Annotated in this window: 15 protein-coding genes and 1 pseudogene; 5 read left to right on the top strand and 11 right to left on the bottom strand. The window is 71.0% G+C overall.

Going from position 1 to position 15,675, the window contains the following annotated elements:
• Nucleotides 1-26 precede the first annotated feature (26 nt).
• Entirely contained in the window at nt 27-797 is a 771-nt protein-coding gene (locus ACIBHX_RS33500; RefSeq protein WP_397071385.1) for a hypothetical protein, read from the bottom strand.
• A gap of 65 nt (nt 798-862) precedes the next feature.
• Nucleotides 863-1,504 (bottom strand): annotated as a pseudogene (locus tag ACIBHX_RS33495) (ABC transporter ATP-binding protein); the annotation flags it as partial.
• A gap of 102 nt (nt 1,505-1,606) precedes the next feature.
• On the opposite strand from ACIBHX_RS33495, the gene ACIBHX_RS33490 reads away from it, so the two are divergent.
• From ACIBHX_RS33490 to ACIBHX_RS33480, 3 genes are read left to right on the top strand one after another with little or no spacing between them, the layout of a single operon-like run.
• Nucleotides 1,607-2,734: a sensor histidine kinase gene (locus tag ACIBHX_RS33490; protein WP_397071384.1), complete on the top strand. Its 1,128-nt coding sequence runs from the start codon at nt 1,607-1,609 to the stop codon at nt 2,732-2,734.
• Nucleotides 2,731-3,372 (top strand): response regulator, encoded by a 642-nt coding sequence (locus tag ACIBHX_RS33485; protein ID WP_397071383.1) that lies wholly within the window; start codon nt 2,731-2,733, stop codon nt 3,370-3,372. Before ACIBHX_RS33490 ends, ACIBHX_RS33485 begins: the two co-directional genes overlap by 4 nt.
• Nucleotides 3,373-3,382: 10 nt before the next feature.
• On the top strand, nt 3,383-3,871 hold the full coding sequence (locus ACIBHX_RS33480; protein WP_397071382.1) for a DUF402 domain-containing protein: 489 nt from the start codon (nt 3,383-3,385) through the stop codon (nt 3,869-3,871).
• Here ACIBHX_RS33480 and ACIBHX_RS33475 read toward each other — a convergent pair.
• Nucleotides 3,854-4,981: a hypothetical protein gene (locus tag ACIBHX_RS33475; RefSeq protein ID WP_397071380.1), complete on the bottom strand. Its 1,128-nt coding sequence runs from the start codon at nt 4,979-4,981 to the stop codon at nt 3,854-3,856. The two genes, ACIBHX_RS33480 and ACIBHX_RS33475, sit on opposite strands and share 18 nt — an antisense overlap.
• On the bottom strand, nt 4,978-6,234 hold the full coding sequence (locus tag ACIBHX_RS33470; RefSeq protein WP_397071379.1) for a glucarate dehydratase family protein: 1,257 nt from the start codon (nt 6,232-6,234) through the stop codon (nt 4,978-4,980). Before ACIBHX_RS33470 ends, ACIBHX_RS33475 begins: the two co-directional genes overlap by 4 nt.
• A gap of 122 nt (nt 6,235-6,356) precedes the next feature.
• On the opposite strand from ACIBHX_RS33470, the gene ACIBHX_RS33465 reads away from it, so the two are divergent.
• A complete protein-coding gene (locus ACIBHX_RS33465; RefSeq protein WP_397071378.1) occupies nt 6,357-7,823 on the top strand; it encodes an aldehyde dehydrogenase (NADP(+)) in 1,467 nt (488 codons plus the stop codon).
• A gap of 38 nt (nt 7,824-7,861) precedes the next feature.
• Here ACIBHX_RS33465 and ACIBHX_RS33460 read toward each other — a convergent pair whose 3' ends face one another.
• The 5 genes from ACIBHX_RS33460 to ACIBHX_RS33440 are packed head-to-tail and all read right to left on the bottom strand — an operon-like array spanning nt 7,862 to nt 12,731.
• Nucleotides 7,862-8,767 carry a 5-dehydro-4-deoxyglucarate dehydratase gene (locus ACIBHX_RS33460; protein WP_397071377.1) on the bottom strand — a complete coding sequence of 302 codons (906 nt, stop codon included), beginning with the start codon at nt 8,765-8,767 and terminating at the stop codon, nt 7,862-7,864.
• Between the two features lie 15 nt (nt 8,768-8,782).
• The gene (locus ACIBHX_RS33455; protein WP_397071376.1) at nt 8,783-9,538 is read right to left on the bottom strand and encodes an IclR family transcriptional regulator; all 756 of its coding nucleotides are present in this window, start codon (nt 9,536-9,538) and stop codon (nt 8,783-8,785) included.
• Between the two features lie 40 nt (nt 9,539-9,578).
• Nucleotides 9,579-10,442, bottom strand: a complete 864-nt coding sequence (locus ACIBHX_RS33450; RefSeq protein WP_397071375.1) for a carbohydrate ABC transporter permease — start codon at nt 10,440-10,442, stop codon at nt 9,579-9,581.
• Nucleotides 10,439-11,368 carry a carbohydrate ABC transporter permease gene (locus tag ACIBHX_RS33445; protein ID WP_397071374.1) on the bottom strand — a complete coding sequence of 310 codons (930 nt, stop codon included), beginning with the start codon at nt 11,366-11,368 and terminating at the stop codon, nt 10,439-10,441. Before ACIBHX_RS33445 ends, ACIBHX_RS33450 begins: the two co-directional genes overlap by 4 nt.
• Before the next feature lie 55 nt (nt 11,369-11,423).
• Nucleotides 11,424-12,731 carry an extracellular solute-binding protein gene (locus tag ACIBHX_RS33440; RefSeq protein WP_397071373.1) on the bottom strand — a complete coding sequence of 436 codons (1,308 nt, stop codon included), beginning with the start codon at nt 12,729-12,731 and terminating at the stop codon, nt 11,424-11,426.
• A 136-nt stretch (nt 12,732-12,867) separates the two neighbouring features.
• Between ACIBHX_RS33440 and ACIBHX_RS33435 the strand changes: the two genes are divergently transcribed.
• A complete protein-coding gene (locus ACIBHX_RS33435; protein WP_397071371.1) occupies nt 12,868-13,662 on the top strand; it encodes an NAD-dependent epimerase/dehydratase family protein in 795 nt (264 codons plus the stop codon).
• A gap of 9 nt (nt 13,663-13,671) precedes the next feature.
• Here the strand turns inward: ACIBHX_RS33435 and ACIBHX_RS33430 are convergent, their stop codons facing one another.
• Both ACIBHX_RS33430 and ACIBHX_RS33425 read right to left on the bottom strand, forming a co-directional pair.
• Entirely contained in the window at nt 13,672-14,727 is a 1,056-nt protein-coding gene (locus ACIBHX_RS33430; protein ID WP_397071370.1) for a mandelate racemase/muconate lactonizing enzyme family protein, read from the bottom strand.
• Complete coding sequence (locus ACIBHX_RS33425) at nt 14,727-15,587, bottom strand: NAD-dependent epimerase/dehydratase family protein (protein WP_397071369.1); 861 nt, start codon at nt 15,585-15,587, stop codon at nt 14,727-14,729. The genes ACIBHX_RS33430 and ACIBHX_RS33425 overlap by 1 nt, the downstream gene beginning before the upstream one ends.
• Nucleotides 15,588-15,675: the final 88 nt, after the last annotated feature.

Below are 15,675 nucleotides of genomic sequence, written 5' to 3'. Positions count from 1 at the left end.
GGTACGGCCGGCCGTGCCGTACCCCCTTAGGCGTCCGCCGAGCGCAGCACCCACATACCCGCGAGCAGCGGCACGACCGCGTAGGCGGCGAGCACGAGAGCGGCGGCGAGCGGCGAGAGCAGCGAGCCGTAGACCGAGTGCGTCAGGTCCGCGCCGGTGATCTCGCGGGGAAGCGCGCCGATCATCAGGGAGCCGAGCCGCCCGCGCCACGGCGCGGGCAGGTTCCCGCAGATCATGGGCACCACGTAGACCAGCCCGACGAGCGCGGCGATACAGGCCGCGGTGTGCCGCAGCAGCACGCCGAGCCCCAGGCCGAGCAGCGCGAAGACCGGGACCGACAGGGACGTGGTGACCAGCGTCGGCCACTGGTCGTGGAACGCCGGGACCGGGTAGCGCCCGCCGAGCAGCCAGTGGGTCAGGAAGAACGTCCCGAAGACCACGACCGGCCCGATGACCAGCGCCACCGCGCCCACGACGAGCGCCTTGGCCATCACCACCGGCCAGCGGCGCGGCACGACCGCGAGCGTCGTCCTGATCAGCCCGGTGGCGTGCTCGGAGGTGTACGACAGCACGCCCAGGATCCCCAGGCACAGCTGTGGCACGATGACCACCACGTCCTCCAGGTCGGCGATCCTGGCGGTGGGGCGCGCGGCGGCGGGCGCGCTGTCGTACATGGCGACGGCCATCAGCGCTAGCCCGACGCCGATCAGCAGCCCGCAGAGCGCGAGGGCCACGGTCACCAGGGACGAGCGCACCGAGCGCAGTTTCAGCCACTCCGCGGAGATCGCGCCCTTCACCGGTACACCACGCTTCCAGCCGTCAGCGACATGTACGCCTCTTCCAGCGAGGGGTACCGCGACGTCAGCTCCGCCACGCTCGACTCGGCGATCAGCTTGCCGCGCCCGATGATGACGATGCGCTCGGCCGTGAGCGCCATCTCGCTCATCAGGTGGCTCGACAGCAGGATGGTGCGCCCCTCGGCGGCCAGCGCGCGCATCAGCTCCCTGATCCACCGCACCCCGTCGGGGTCGAGCCCGTTCACCGGCTCGTCGAACATCAGGATCCCGGGATCGCCCAGCAGCGCCGAGGCGATGCCCAGGCGCTGCTTCATGCCGAGCGAGAACCCGCCCACCCGCTTGCGCGCCACGCCCGCCAGCCCCACCTCCTCCAGCACCTCGACCACCCGCCGCTCGCCGATGCCGTTCGTGCGCGCCATCCAGAGCAGGTGGTTGTACGCGCTGCGCCCGCCGTGCACCGCGCCCGCGTCAAGCAGCGCGCCCACCTCCCGCATCGGCCGCGGCAGCGTGGCGTAGCGGCGCCCGTTGACCAGCGCCTCGCCGGAGGCCGGATGGTCGAGCCCGAGGATCAGCCGCATGGTGGTCGACTTGCCCGCGCCGTTCGGCCCGAGGAACCCGGTCACGTGCCCGGGCTCCACCCGTAGGGACAGCTCGTCCACGGCCGGCGTGCGGCCGTAGCGTTTCGTCAGTCGTCTGAGTTCGATCACACCCCACACCATCCGGTACGGCGGGCCGCCCGCGCATCGGACCCGGTTCCGTCAGACCCGGGTATGACGCGCCTCATCCGGAACTGCCGATACCGTCGTGACGTGGACCTCTTCGCCAGGCGGCTGACCCGGGGCCAGCTGGTCGCCCTGGACTGCCTGGCGGCCTGGGTGTTCGCGCTCGGGTTCATGGCGTCGGCCTCGGGAGGCCCCGGGTGGGCCAGGCTGTCGATCCCGCTCGCGCTGGGGATCCCGCTCGCGCTGCGGCGGCTGTGGCCGGTGCCGGTCTTCGCCCTCGTGCTCGCGGTGGCGGTGGTGGGGACCGTGCTCGGCGTGGTCGAGGCGGCCTACCTGTCTCCCGCCTACGCCCTCTACCTGGTCGCGCTGGTCGAGCGGCGCGGCGGCCGGGTGCCGACCGTGGCCGCGGCGCTGGCCACCGTCCTGGCGGCCATGCTGCTGGTGCTGGCCGGCTCGCCCACCGGCTGGACACGGAGCGTCGGCTACCTGATCACCGGCGTCGCCGCCCTGGGCGCGGCGTGGACGGTCGGCCGGGCGGTGCGCGAGCGCCGCGGCTACGCCGCCCGGGAGGCGGAACGGCTGGCCGAGCGGGCCGTCACCGAGGAGCGGCTGCGCATCGCCCGCGAGCTGCACGACGTCGTCGCGCACAGCGTCGGCGTCATCGCGGTCAAGGCGGGCGTGGCCAACCACGTGCTGCACACCCGTCCCGAGGAGGCGTACGAGGCGCTGCGGGTGATCGAGACGGCCAGCCGGGGCGCGCTGACCGAGATGAGGCAGCTCCTCGGCGTGCTGCGCTCCGGTGACGGCCCCGGCCTGCGCCCCGCACCGGGGCTCGACGGGCTCACCGCGCTGGCCGAGCAGGCCCGGCTGGCGGGCGTGGACGTTGACCTGGTCCTCGACCTGGGCGGTGGCGCGGTGCCCGAGGGGGTGGGGCTGTCGGTGTACCGGATCGTCCAGGAGGCGCTGACGAACGTGGTCAAGCACGCCGCGCCCGCGCGCTGCCGCGTGTCCGTGCGCGCCGACGGGCGCGAGGTCCGCATCGAGGCGACCGACGACGGCCCGGGCCACCGCACGCTGCCGGCCGCCGGGTCGGGCCACGGTCTGATCGGCATGCGCGAACGGGTCATGATGTACGGCGGGGCCTTCGAGGCCGGGCCCCTGCCGGGAAGGGGATTCCGGGTGTTCGCCCGCCTGCCGTACCAGGAAATTTCGTGATCCGAGTGTTGATAGCCGACGACCAGGCGCTGCTGCGCGGCAGCTTCCGGGTGCTGGTCGAGTCCGAGCCCGACCTGACCGTGGTGGGCGAGGCGTCCACCGGCGCGGAGGCGGTCGAGCTGGCCCGGGCGGAGCGTCCCGACGTGGTGCTGATGGACGTGCGGATGCCGGAGATGGACGGCATCGAGGCCACCCGGCACATCGGCGACCTGGCACGGGTGCTGATCGTGACGATGTTCGACCTGGACGCCTATGTGTACGCGGCGCTGCGCGCGGGGGCGAGCGGTTTCCTGCTGAAGGACACGCCGCCCGGCGACCTGCTGGCCGGGATCCGGGTGGTGGCCGCGGGTGAGGCGCTGCTCGCGCCGGTGGTGACGCGCCGCCTGATCGAGGAGTTCGCGAGGCGGCCCGCCTCCCCGCAGGTCACGGGGCTGGAGACGCTCACGGAGCGGGAGCGCGAGGTGCTGACGCTGATCGCGCGCGGGCTGTCCAACGCCGAGCTGGCCGGCCACCTGTACCTGAGCATGGCCACGGTCAAGACCCACATCGGGCGGCTGCTGACCAAGCTGGAGGCCCGTGACCGCGCCCAGCTGGTGATCGCCGCCTACGAGAGCGGGTTGGTCACCGCCGCGCGATAGCGTGATCCGCATGCAGGTCGTTTTCCGTAAATATGGTGGCAAGCTGCACTGGCATCACGATGCCATCCGGCTGGGGGAGGACAAACACGGCGTCTGGGTGGGGCTCAGGGAGGGCACCACGATGCGCAGGGGCGAGGAGGAACCGGTCGTCTTCCAGGTGGCCTCGGTGATGCTCTTCCCGCGGGAGGCGTGGTGGACGGCCTCGTTCAACGCCGCGCCGCACAAGGTGGAGGTCTACTGCGACATCACCACCGTGCCCGAGTGGCGCGGCGAGGAGGTGACCATGCTGGATCTCGACCTGGACGTGATCAGGATGCGCGACGGGCGGCTGATCCTGGACGACGAGGACGAGTTCGCCGAGCACCAGGTGCTGCTCGGATACCCGCCCGAGCTGGTCGGGCAGGCGGAGCAGGCGGCGGCGTGGCTGATGGCCGCCGTGGGCGAGCGCACAGGGCCCTTCGGGGGTGCCCACGAGCCGTGGCTAGCCCAGGTGTCGTAGCGCTTCCCGCATGGCGCCCAGGCGGGCGGGGGAGGCCAGCCCCGCGTGGTAGAGGTGGAACTCCGCCGCGCCCGCCTTGGCGTAGGCGCGCAGCTGCTCGGCCAGCAGCGAGGCGTCGGCTGGGCGGGGCGGCAGGCCCAGGACATAGGCGCCCACGCGCTGCCCCGGCGAGGCGAGTTCGCCCAGCCGGGACAGTCGGGCGGCGTCCGAGGCCGGATCGCCCCAGCAGTTGCCCACCAGGACGTCGAGCCCGGGGTCGCCCTCAGGGAGCGCCGCGAACGCGCCCGCCGCCCAGGGGTCGGGGTTGGCGTGCAGGGAGACGGGCAGGTCGGGCGCGATCTCGCGGGCCGCGGCCAGCAGACGGGTACGCAGGGAGGCCGACAGCGCCACGCGCACCTCGCGCACGGCCTCCGCCGTATCACCGAGGGCCTCCTCGATCGAGGCCGGCGGTGCCGAGGCGGCGGGGCGGTCGATCGCATCCACGACCATGTCGCGCACCCCCGCTGGGTAGCGGGGGGCGCACGCCGTACAGAAGCACAGGGACAGCAGGTCGCCGTGGACGGGACCCCAGTCGGCGCCGGCCGTCTTCTCGTGCACGCTCTGGTGCGCGAAGCCCATCGGACCGCACGCCTCCAGGATCAGCCCGTCCGGCTCGCCCGCGGTGAGGATCTCGCGCACCAGCCGCTCGCAGTACTCCTGCACGTCGTCGTGGGCGGGGCAGAGCGCGTAGGGATAGGCGTCGCCGAAGGCGTTGCGCACGACCAGGTCCGGATGGGCCGCGCCGACGTGAGAGTTGTGGGTGAGCACGGTCCAGGCGTGTACCTGGAGCCCGGCCGCGCGCAACTCGTCGCGGGCGCGCAGGAAGGCGTCCTCGGGGGTCCAGGTCGGCGAGGCGGGCACCAGCCGCCCCCAGGCGGCGGGCCTGACCGGCAGGTAGAAGGCCGGATACGGCACGTCCAGCACCCGATGGTCGGGGTGGTACGGCGTGGCGGCCCTGGTGGAGTGGTAGGAGGCGGCCAGGGCGACCGCCTCGACGCCGAGCGAGGCGATCCTGTCGGGGGCGGCCGGGTCGCCGGCGACGTCCCATGGATAGACGTAGGCCACGTTCACCAGCGCGGCCTCCCAGCCGAGAAGGCGGGCTCGAAGCGCCGCATGTAGGTGGTGTCGTCCCTGGCGGTGATGCCGCAGGTCAGGTACTGCTCGTGCATCGCGGCCAGCGCGTCCCTGTCGAGCTCCACGCCGAGCCCGGGACCGGTGGGCACCGGCACGGCACCGTCGGCGAAGCGCAGCACGCCAGGCGCGACCACGTCCTGGCCGTCCTGCCAGGGGGTGTGCGTGTCGCAGGCGTAGGTGAGGTTCGGGGTGGAGGCGGCCAGGTGGGTCATCGCGGCCAGGCTGATGCCGAGGTGGGAGTTGGAGTGCATGGACAGCTCCAGCCCGAACGTGTCGCACAGCGCCGCCACCTGGGCCGAGCGAACCAGCCCGCCCCAGTAGTGGTGGTCGAGCAGCAGCACCCCGATGGCCTGCTGCTCGATGGCGGGGGGCAGATGCTCCTGGGTCACCACGCACATGTTCGTGGCCAGCTTCATCGGGACCTGCCCGGCGACGGCCGCCATTCCGGAGATCTCCGGCGTGGGGTCCTCCAGGTACTGCAGCACCCCGTCGAGCGCCCGGCCGACCCGGATGGAGGTCTCCACACTCCACGCGGCGTTCGGGTCCAGCCGCAGCGGCACGCCGGGGAAGGCCTCGTGCAGCGCGAGTATCGCCTCGATCTCCTGCTCGGGCGGGAACACCCCGCCCTTGAGCTTGATCGAGCCGAATCCGTGCTCCTTGATCAGCATCGCCGCCTGCGCCACCAGCCCGGCGGGATCGAGAGCCTCGCCGAACCGGTCCGGTTCGTGTTCCGGATGTCCTGCCCACTTGTAGAACAGATAGGCGCTGTACGGCACGGCCTCACGCACCCGCCCGCCCAGCAGGTCCGACACCGGGACTCTCGCGGCCTTGCCGCGGATGTCCAGGCAGGCCACCTCGAACGGCGAGAAGACCCGGTCGATGCTCTTCTCCTTGGTGGCCGCCCCGGTCAGGCCGTGCAGGTCGCTCACCACGCCGCCGACGATCGCGCTGATCCTGGCGTACATCTCGTGCGTGGCGTGCACGTCCAGCCCGACCAGCGCGCCCGCGCACTCGCGGACCTTGGTCAGATGGCCCAGGTCGCCGTAGGTCTCCCCGAGCCCGTTCAGCCCCTCGTCGGTGACGACCTCGACGACAGTGCGCAACGCCCATGGTTCGTGGACTCCCGCGGCATTGAGCAGGGGCGGATCGCGGAAGGCTACAGGGGTGACGCGGACTTCGCGAATGATCATGACCGTCCATGTATGTGAACAAGTGCCAGGTTTGTGAACGATTGCGGCAACTGTAAGAATCGCCCTGTGGGGGTGTCAAGCGGTAGATTGTGAAGTGTGATATTGCACTGGGAGGCCAAGCGATGATCTACGGACACGACCCGAGGACAGGACAGCCGGTCGGCGACGGCCTGGCCGAGGCTGACAGCACCCGGGTCGACATGGTGGTCTCCGCGGCGGCCGCCGCGGGCGCGGCCTGGCGGGCGACCCCGGCCGAGGAGCGGGCGGAGGCCCTGGAGGCCGTCGCGGACGCGCTGGCCGCGCACGTGGACGAGCTGTGGCGGCTCGCCGACCAGGAGACCGCGCTCGGCGAGGTACGGCTGCGCGGCGAGGTGGCCAGGACCGCCGGGCAGTTCCGGCTCTTCGCCCAGGTGATCAGGGACGGCGGATACCTCGACGCGATCGTCGACCATGCCGATCCCGCCGCCACGCCGCCCCGGCCGGACGTGCGCCGGGTCAAGCACCCGCTGCCGGGCGTGGTGGCGGTGTTCGCGGCCAGCAACTTCCCCTTCGCGTTCTCGGTGGCGGGCGGCGACACGGCCTCGGCGCTGGCGGCCGGGTGCCCGGTGGTGGTCAAGGCGCATCCCGGGCATCCGAACACCTCGGAGGCGGTGGCCAGGGTGGTGCGGGCGGCGCTGCCGTACCCCGATCTGCTGGGGCTGGTGCACGGCCTGCAGGCGGGCGCGGACCTGGTGCGGCACCCGTCCGTGGTGGCCGCGGGCTTCACCGGCTCGGTGGCAGGCGGCAAGGCGATCCAGGCGCTCATCGACGAGCGGGAGACACCGATCCCGTTCTTCGGCGAACTCGGCAGCGTGAACCCGGTGGTGGTGCTGCCGTCGGCGGCCACGGCACAGGTCGCGAGCGGGTTCGCGGCGTCGCTGACGATGGGCGTCGGGCAGTTCTGCACCAACCCCGGGCTGGTGTTCGCGCCCGATGACGACGAGCTGCGCAAGGCCATCGTGGACGCCGTCGAGGGCAGCGCGGGCGGGCCCATGCTGGCCGAGCGGATCCGCGACGGGTACCTGGGCGGCGTAGGGCGGCTCGGCGAGCTGAGCCTGCTGGCCGAGGGCCGGCCGGGCGAGGGCGCGCTGGCGGTCACGCCGAAGGTCTTCACCGCCGATCTGGACACGTTCGCGGCGAAGCTGCCGGGGATCGCCGAGGAGTGCTTCGGCCCGGCCGCGATCGTCGTGACCTACAAGGACGCCTCCGACCTGCCCGCCGTCCTTGAACGGCTGGAGGGCTCGCTGACGGCCACCGTGCACGCCGCCGACCCCGCCGAGGCCGAGCACCTGGTGGACGTGCTGCAGCGCAGAGCGGGACGGGTGATCTGGAACGGCTGGCCCACCGGGGTGGCCGTGGCCTGGTCCATGCACCACGGCGGCCCGTGGCCCGCCACCACGAACGCCGCCCACACCTCGGTCGGCGCCACCGCGATCGACCGCTGGCTGGCGCCCACCGCCTACCAGGACTGGCCCGAGGAGCTGCTGCCCGACGAGCTCAAGGAGGACAACCCGCTGGGCATCCCGCGGCGGGTCGACGGCGTTCACTGACAGAGCGCCGGGGGCGGCCGACCCGCCCCCGGCACGCCTCAGGCTCCGGCGATCTCCAGGCCGGTGTGCATGATGCGTTCCAGCCGCGCGACGTGCTCCGGTGTCGGGTCGATCAGCGGAGCGCGCACGCCGCCCACGTCCAGGCCGCGCAGCCGTACGCCCGCCTTGATCAGCGCGACCGCGTACCCGGGCACCTGGTCGCGCAGCGTCACCAGCGGTAGGTAGAAGTCGGTCAGCAGGCGCTGCACCAGGTCGTCGTCGCCGGCCGTGACACCCTTGTAGAAGGCCAGGGCGATCTCGGGGGCGAAGGCGAAGACCGCGCTGGAGTACAGGTTGACCCCCAGCCCCCGGTAGGCCGGCACGGTGAACTCGGCGGTCGGCAAGCCGTTGAAGAAGGTGAAGTCGCGATCCACCGCTCGCCGTACCGTCAGGATGATCCGCTGGAGCAGGTCGAAGTCGCCCAGCCCGTCCTTCAGGCCGATCACCTGCGGGATCGCCGCCACCTCCGCCGCCGCGGCGGGGGTGAAGCGGGCGTTGCCGCGGTGGTAGACGATGACAGGTAGCTCGGTGGCCGACACGACCTCGCGCACGTAGCGCACCAGGCCCTCGGCGGGGGAGCTGACCAGATAGGGCGGCATGAGCAGGAGCCCGTCGGCGCCCTGCGCGGCAGCGGCGGCGGCGAAGGCCCTGGCGGCCGGCGCCGGCCCGCCCGCCCCGGCCAAGACGGGGACGCGCCCGCCCGTGGCCGCCACCGAGCCGGCCACGACCCGGGTGTAGTCATCGAGGTCGAGAGCGTTGAACTCGCCGGTGCCGCAGGCGGTGAACACTCCTCCCGCCCCGGCCGCGACCCCCTGGGCGACGTGCTCGGCCAATGCCGCTTCCGCTACGGCGCCCGCCTTGTCGAAGGGAGTCACGGGGAAGAAGAGAACACCATCTAGCCGCATCAACAATGATCCTTTCTAGCGGATGCCCTCCCTGCGCAGGGTGGCAGCCAGCTTGCGGGTATGCCTGATCACCGCGTCGGTGATCTTTTCGACCTCGGCGGGTGGCAGCCCCGCCGGCATCGAGCAGCTGATCGCGTCGGTGGCCGGGATCCGGTAGTCGACCGCCACGGCCACGCAGGCCACACCGACGGTGCCCTGCTCGCGCTCGTAGGCCCAGCCTCTGGTGCGCACCTGGTCCAGCGCGCCGCTGAGCTTGGCCAGGTCGGTGAGGCTGTGCTCGGTCAGCCCCGGCAGCGGGTCGGGCAGCAGCGCCTTGACCTCGTCGTCGGTGAGCTGGGCGAGCAGCACCTGGCCGAGCGCCGTGACGTGCGCGGGCAGCCGGCGGCCCACCCTGGGGATGACGTGGTGCGCCTCGCGCGACTCCCTGGTCGCCAGGTACAGCACGTGGGCCTCGTCGCGGCGGGCGAAGTGCGCGGTGTGACCGGTCTCGGCCCGCAGGTCCTCCAGCGTCTCCTGCGCCAGCGGCAACGCGGGGTCCTTGTCCAGGTAGGCCGTGCCGGTCAGCAGCGCGTGCGGTCCGATCCCGAAGGCCGAACCGTCCGTCTCCACCCAGTTCAGCTCCACCAGCGTGCGCATGAGCGCGTGCAGGCTGCTCCGCGGGAACTCCGTGCGCTGCTGCAGCTCGGAGAGCGTGAGCTTGTCCGGGGAGGCCGCCAGAGCCTCCAGGATGCGGACGGTCCGCTCGGCGGACTTGACCATCAAGGGCTCCATGGATTCCAGAATAGTGGATGCCATCCAGATACATGGACACCTAACCCTTGATCGCGCCGCTGGTGAGACCGCGCATGAACTGCCGCTGGAAAGCCAGGAACGCGATGATCGACGGCAGCAGCGCCAGCAGCGAGGCCGCGAGCAGCACGCCGATTCCGACCTCCTCGTTGGAGCGCAGCGAGCGCAGCGCGATGGGCAGCGTGAACATGTCGGGCTCGGGTGCCACGATGAGCGGCAGCATGTACTGGTCCCAGATCATGGTGAAGCCGAAGACCCCGATCACGCCGAGCGCCGGCCTGCACAGCGGCAGGATGATCGTGGCGAAGATGCGCAGCTCGCCCGCTCCGTCGATGCGCGCGGCCTCCTCCAGCTCGATCGGCACCTCCTTCATGAACTCGGTCATCACCAGGATCGAGAAGCCCCAGGCGCCCAGCGGCAGGATCATGCCCGCGTAGGTGCCGATGAGGTCGACATGCAGGACCGGCATGTCCGAGAGCACGAGGGACAGCGGGATCGCGATGATCTCCTCGGGCATCATCATCGTGGCCAGCATGATCAGCATCACGACGCCCATGCCGCGGAACTTCTTGCGCGCCAGCGCGTACGCCGCGAAGACGCTGACCAGCATCTGCAGCAGCAGGCCGAACCCCACCACCACGAAGGAGTTGAACAGGTAGTGGTAGACGTTCATGTTGCCGGCCTGGACGAAGTTCTCCAGGGTGGGCTGGTCGGGCCAGAGCGTGAACTTGGTCGGGTCGAGCGTCCGGTTGAACGCGCTGGCCAGCAGCCCGACCAGCGGTCCTGTAAAGACGAGCACCATCGCCGTGTAGAGCAGGACCTTCAGCGACGTGGCGAGCGGCCCGCGCCGCGAGGAGAGCCCGAGCGCACTGTCGAAACGCATCATGCCGGTTGCCTCCTGCGGATGACCTGGACGACGACCGTGAGCACCAGCGTGGCCAGGAAGAGCACGATGCCCACCCCCGCGCCCACGCCCAGCTCGCCCTTCTGGAAGCCGAGCTTGTACATCAGCGTCATCAGCACCTCGGTGGAGCCGTTCGGCCCGCCGTTGGTGAGCGCGTAGACCTCGACGAAGACGCGCAGCCCGCGGATCGCGGCGAGCGTGGCCAGAATCCAGAACACCGGCCGCAGCGCCGGCAGCGTGATGTGCCGCAGCCGCTCCCAGGTGGTCGCGCCGTCCACGGCGGCCGCCTCGTACAGCGTGCGGTCGATGCCGACCAGCCCCGCCAGCAGGATCATCATGTCGTACGGCGCGCCGCGCCAGATCGACAGACCCAGAATCGAAAGCAGCGAGGAGTGCTCGCTGGCCAGGAACGGCTCGGGCCCCAGCCCGATCCAGCCGAGGAGATGGTTGATCGTGCCGGTCGGCGCCGGGTGGTACATGATGCGCCACACCTCGGCCACGGCCGCCATCGTGGTCACCACCGGCAGGAACACCGCGGTCCTGACGAACCACAGATACCGGGCAGTGCCCTCGATGAGCAGCGCAAGCACGAACCCGAGCAGCAGCGACCCGACCGTGGTGCCCACGGCCAGCAGCACGCTGTGCCAGATCGCGCCGACGAACTCGTCGTCGCTGACGATCGTCCGGTAGTTGCCCAGGCCCACGAAGCGGTCGCCGAGGAACGGCCTGACCTCGAAGAAGCTCATCCGCAGACCCTCGATCATGGGGATGAACTTGAAGTACAGGAACAGCAGCAGGGCGGGCGCGAGGAAGAGCCAGGCGATCAGCGTCCCCCGCCGCCGCGCCTTCTTGGCGCGACGGTGAGGGGACGCTGCCCGGCTCGGCGCGCGCGTAGCGGTCGGGATCATGAGGCCTTCGGCCTCATGATGATCATGCTGTGTTTCATTTCTTCCCTCGCTCCGCTCAGGAAGCTTTCTGCGACTGCAGTTCCTGGGTGAGCTTGGTGTTGAGCTCGCCCATCTTGGTCTTGACGTCGGCCGAGCAGTCGGCCCACACGGCGTTGAACGCGTCGGCCGAGTCCTGCCTGATCGGCGCCCAGTTCGGCACCGGCGGGGCGTAGACCGCGTGCGCGTAGGAGTCCTGGAAGACCTTCCAGCGCGGGTCGGAGCGCTCGCCCGCCAGGTCGACCGCGGTGTTGACGGGCAGGCGGACGATGGCGCCGTTGGCGTCCTTGTTCATGCCGATCTTCTGGCCGTCGGCGGAGACGGCGTACTCGGCGAACTTCTTCTGCCCGTCCTCGTTCTTCGAGCCGGCCATCAGGTAGACGTTCTCGCCCTCGCCGAGGGTGCCGGGGCCGCCGGACGGGCCGTTGGGCACCGGGTCGACCTCGAGCTTGTCGGTGCCGACGCTCTTGACGAAGCGGGCGAGCACGTACGGGCCGACCAGGTAGATGCCGCCCTGGCCCTTCTCGAACACCTCGTGGGTGACGGTGGTGTCGTTGCTGACCGCGCCCGGGTTGACGGTCTTGGCCTTGCAGAACTGGTCCTGCAGGAACTGCACGGCCTCCACGGTCTTGGGGTCGGTCACCGTGGAGGTGAACTTGCCGCCGCCCGCCGCCTTGATGAAGTCGCCGCCGTTGGCGTAGATCAGCGAGGAGGCGTACCAGGACGCGTAGCCGCGCTTGGTGCCCGCGGGAGCGACGAAACCGTAGGTGTCGGCCTGGCCGTTGCCGTCGGGGTCCTTCTCGGTGAAGGCCTTGGCCAGTTTGGCCAGGTCGTCCCAGCTCTTGGGCGGTTGCATGCCGACCTTCTCGCGCCAGTCCTTGCGGATGATCAGCGCGAACGACTGGGCGGAGAACGGCAGGCCGTAGTACTTGCCGTCGCTGCCCTGCGCCGCCTTCAACGCCGTCTCGGAAAGCTTGTCGTGGCCCGCCATCGCGTTCATGTCGACCTCGCGCAGCCAGCCCTGGGTGTGCATGTTGCCGAGCTGGGCGGTGTCGTTGATGACGATGTCGGGGAGCTTCTTCTGCGCCGCCTGCTGCTGCAGCTTGGTCTCGAAGTCGTCGAACAGCGCGACGACCTTCGTCTTCACGCCGCTGGCCTTGGTGAAGGCGTCGGCCAGCTTCTTGGCCGTCTTGGCCGAGTCGGAGTCAGGTGCCTGCCTGATCCAGATCTGAAGTGCGTCGTCTGAGCTTGATCCCCCGGAACCGCAGCCTGTCAGCGTGACGGCCAGGGCCGTGGCGACTGCGACCCCGAGCAGTTGGCGTGACATCAGACCGCCTCCCGTTCACATACGTGGACAACTATCGCGGACGTGGAACTAATTCATGTGAACGTAACGAGTGGCGTAGGTCACGGTCAATATTCAAGGATGTGAATTTGGAACAGAGTCTTGTACAACGGAACCCATGCGCATCCTGATGACCGGCGCCGCCGGAAAGCTCGGCACGCTCCTCCGCCCCCGCCTGGCCCGCGACGGCCGCGTACTCCGACTCTCCGACCTGCGCCCCCTGGATCCCGGCCCGGACGAGGAGTGGGTCACCGCCGACCTGTGCGACGAGGCCGCCATGGCCGAGGCCGTGAAGGGTGTGGACGCCGTGATCCACCTCGGCGGGCAGAGCCGCGAGCATCCCTGGGCCGACATCGTGCGGGCCAACATCGACGGCCTGCACGTGCTCATGGAGGCCGCCCGCGAGGAGGGCGTCGAGCACCTGGTGCTGATGGGCAGCCACCACGCAGCCGGATTCCACACCAGGCCCGCCTCCGGCGAGGACCTGCCCGACTACGCCTTCCCCCGGCCCGACACCTTTTACGGCGTCAGCAAGGTCGTGATGGAGGCGATGGGCAGCCTCTACCACGACCGGTATGGCATGAACGTGACCGTGATCCGGCTCGGCACCTGCAACGACGGCTCGGCGGACACCCGCGGGCTGGCCACCTGGATCTCGCCCGGCGACCTGGCAGGGCTGATCGAGGCCGCGCTGACGGCGCCCGGGTACCACGTGGTGTGGGGCGTGTCGGACAACACGCGCCGCTGGTGGTCGCTGCAGGAGGCGCGGGCCATCGGCTACGTCTCGCGGGACGACTCCGAGACCGGCGCCGCCCGAGTCCTGGCCGAGCAGGGCGAGCCGGACCTGTCCGACCCCGAGCACGACAGAGCGGGCGGCATGTTCACCCTCAGGCCGGTAGGCGAGGCCTGGTAGGCACCACCTTCACGCCCACGCCAGCCCCAACCCCCGATGCTCGCCGACCCGCACCCGCCCGGCCTCGACCGTCACGGGGTAGGGCCGCTTCAGCAGCCCGAGCGCGGCCAGCGAGGCGTCCTCGACGTCCTCCACCATGCACGGCAGTGGCAACGCCAAGGCGATCTGCCCGGAGACGTCCGGCAGGAGGTGCGGATGAACCGGTACGTCGAACGTCCTGGCCAGCTCGGCGATCCGCAGGAACGGCGTGATCCCGCCCACGCGCACCACGTTGGGCTGGACGACGTCACACGCGCCCGCGGTCAGCAGGTCGCGGAAGCCGTACACCGTGTAGACGTTCTCGCCCACCGCGATCGGGACGTCGACCGAGCGGCGCAGCTCGACGTGCGCGCCGAGGTCGTCGGCCGGAAGCGGCTCTTCCAGCCAGTGCAGGTCGTAGGCCGCCAGCGCGTCCACGGCCCGGCGGGCCCTGTGCAGGTCCCAGCGCTGGTTGGCGTCGATCATCAGCAGCGTCTCCGGTCCGATCACCTCGCGCACGGCCGCCACGCGCTCGACGTCCTCGCGCAGGTCGTCCTTGCCGACCTTCATCTTGACCGCCGGATGGCCCGCCGCCTTCCACCTCTCGGCCTGCGCCACCAGGTCGTCCAGCGGGTAGTGCAGGTTCACGCCGCTGCCGTACGCCGGGACCGACTCACGCCGCCGCCCGAGCGCGTCGGCCAGCCCGTGCTCGCCGCACCTCAGGTCCCACAGCGCCAGGTCCACCCCTGCCAGCGCGATCGTGGTGATCCCTCCGGGTCCCGCCTCGCGCAGGTGGCGCCACAGACGGTCCCACACCACCGCCGGATGATCGGGCTGCCCGATCAGCGCCTGGCGAATGTCGTGGGCGAGCAGCGCCTCGACGGCCGCGGCGCCGATCTGCGGCGTCCAGGAGAAACCGGTGCCCACGCGGCCGTCATCCAGCGTGACCTCGGTGCTGATCACGTGGTTGGCCGTCACGTCAGGGCCCCACGGGCGGGGAAGCCCGGCCCTACGCGGGGTCACCTTCAGCCCGGTGATCGTGCTCATCAGCCCTCCAGCTCGGTACGCCAGCCGCGCTTGGCCGTCCAGCCCAGCAGGCGCTCGGCCTTGGCGGTCGAGAAGGCGGGCGAGGTGCCCGTCAACCCGGCCGCCAGGCCCGCGGTCGCCGGGACCACCGCGGGGAGCAGGTCCGCCAGCGGCTCGCGAGCCAGCGCGTCGGCCGCTCCGACGAAGAACACCTCACCGTTGGGCAGCTCCGGCAGCTTGGCGACCAGGAGCCCGATCATCTCCGCCGCGTCGCGGGCGTCCACGTAGTTGAACAGCGACACCCCGGCGAGCTCGGGCCGGTCGAGCCGCTCGGTGATCGTGTGTCCCTGCTGGGTGGGCGCGCCCTGCCATTCCTCCGGCGTCACCACGTAGCACGGCCTGATCGCGGCCAGGTGGGACGTGCCCCTGCGGGCGAAGGTGCGCATGACCTCCTCGGCGACCAGCTTCGAGGCGCTGTAGGCATTCCACGGGGCCGTCGGATGCTCCTCGTCGATCGGCAGGCAGCGGGGAGACCAGCCGGCCGGCGCGCCGTAGCCGATCACCGTGGGACTGCTGGCGACCACGATCCGCTCCACGCCGGTGTTCACCGCCGCCTCGCACACGTTGTAGGCGAGCTGGGTGTTGACGCGGAAGGTCTGCGCATCGGTCCTGCTGAAGGGCGTCGCGATCGCTGCCAGGTGGACGACGGCCTCGGGACGGAAACGCGTCAGCACGCCGTACGCCTCGCCCAGGTCGGTGAGGTCGGCCGGCAACGTGCCCGCCGTGAGGTCGACGCCGACGACCTCGTTGCCCTCGCGTTCGAGCTCGGCCACGACGCTGCGGCCGAGCCGCCCGACGCTGCCCGTCACCAGGATCCGCATGCGTGCTCCTTACAACCGGTTGCAGGAAGTATCAAGGCCCTGACGATTGGCCGTCAATGACAGGAATACAACCGATTGCACTAGGCTG

Source organism: Nonomuraea sp. NPDC050536, from assembly GCF_044457685.1.
GTDB lineage: Bacteria > Actinomycetota > Actinomycetes > Streptosporangiales > Streptosporangiaceae > Nonomuraea.
Note: the sequence above shows the minus strand (reverse complement) of the source record. Positions and strands in the feature narration are given on the sequence as shown.